Genomic DNA, 1,845 nt, shown 5'->3' on the forward strand with positions numbered 1-1,845 from the left:
TGACGACATAGGTCGCGGTGCACTCCATCGACGCACCCGGCGCCAACACCGACGGCGCAGCCGGATCACACGTCAGAGCAGAAACCGTGCCCGAACCCGTGAACGCAGACTCCTCAACAACAACGTCGGTGAGTGTGACGTTGCCGGTGTTCGTGGCAACGAACGTGTACGTCATCGTCTCCCCCGCCACCAGGTCCGTCTTGTCCGACGTCTTCACCAGCTCGATGCCCGGCTCCGAGGTTCCAGGAACCTGGACCTCGTCCTCATCAGTCACGTCAGGACCGCTAGGCGGCGTACCCGTGGTCGTAGCGGTGTTCTCCACCGTGCCCGCATCCACATCGGCCTGAGTGACGACATAGGTCGCGGTGCACTCCATCGACGCACCCGGCGCCAACACCGACGGCGCAGCCGGATCACACGTCAGAGCAGAAACCGTGCCCGAACCCGTGAACGCAGACTCCTCAACAACAACGTCGGTGAGTGTCACGTTGCCCGTGTTCGTGGCAACGAACGTGTACGTCATCGTCTCCCCCGCCACCAGGTCCGTCTTGTCCGACGTCTTCACCAGCTCGATGCCCGGCTCCGAGGTTCCAGGAACCTGGACCTCGTCCTCATCAGTCACGTCAGGACCGCTAGGCGGCGTACCCGTCGTCGTGGCGGTGTTGTCCACCGTCCCGGCATCCACATCAGCCTGCGTCACGACGTACGTCGCGGTGCACTCCATCGACGCACCCGGCGCCAACACCGACGGCGCAGCCGGATCACAGACCAGGGCCGAAACCGTGCCCGAACCAGTGAACGCAGACTCCTCAACAACAACGTCGGTGAGTGTCACGTTGCCCGTGTTCGTGGCAACGAACGTGTACGTCATCGTCTCCCCCGCCACCAGGTCCGTCTTGTCCGACGTCTTCACCAGCTCGATGCCCGGCTCCGAGGTTCCAGGAACCTGGACCTCGTCCTCATCAGTCACGTCAGGACCGCTAGGCGGCGTACCCGTGGTCGTAGCGGTGTTCTCCACCGTCCCGGCATCCACATCAGCCTGCGTCACGACGTACGTCGCGGTGCACTCCATCGACGCACCCGGCGCCAACACCGACGGCGCAGCCGGATCACAGACCAGGGCCGAAACCGTGCCCGAACCAGTGAACGCAGACTCCTCAACAACAACGTCGGTGAGTGTCACGTTGCCCGTGTTCGTGGCAACGAACGTGTACGTCATCGTCTCCCCGACAACCAGGTCCGTCTTGTCCGACGTCTTCACCAGCTCGATGCCCGGGGCGCCGTCCAGCGGCGTGACCGTGGGACTCTCCGGGGTCTCCACGACCGGACCCGACGGCGGCGTACCGGTCGCGGTCGCGACGTTCTCCACCGTCCCGGCGTCCACGTCAGCCTGGGTGATCACGTACGGCGCGTCAGCCGCACAAGTCACCGTGTCACCGGGCGCCAGGGTCGTGGGGTCACACGTCACCGTGATGCCCAGGCCCGCCAGCAACGGGTCGTCCACGGCCACACCGGTGAGCGTGACGTTGCCCGTGTTCTCAAGATCGAAGACGAAGTTGATCTCGTCCCCGAGGTCGGTGAGCCCGTTGTCGTTGACATCGTCCACAGAGCCAACCCGCTTGTTGAGCGAGAGCGCCGGCTCCGACGTTCCCGGGACCTGGACCTCGTCCTCATCAGTGACGTCAGGTCCCGACGGCGGGGTGCCCGTGGTCGTGGCGGTGTTGTCCACCGTGCCCGCATCGACATCGGCCTGCGTCACGACGTACGTCGCGGTGCACTCCATCGACGCACCCGGCGCCAACACCGACGGCGCAGCCGGATCACAGACCAGGGCCGAAACCGTGC

Annotated in this window: 1 protein-coding gene; it reads right to left on the reverse strand. The window is 65.2% G+C overall.

What is annotated here, in order from left to right; all coding sequences use genetic code 11:
• Window positions 1-1,845: DUF7507 domain-containing protein (locus tag ACOACQ_RS24060; RefSeq protein ID WP_420289425.1), on the reverse strand; the 1,845-nt coding region annotated here is incomplete at both ends.

The sequence above is a fragment of the Nocardioides sp. CPCC 206347 genome (assembly GCF_048654605.1).
Lineage (GTDB): Bacteria > Actinomycetota > Actinomycetes > Propionibacteriales > Nocardioidaceae > Nocardioides.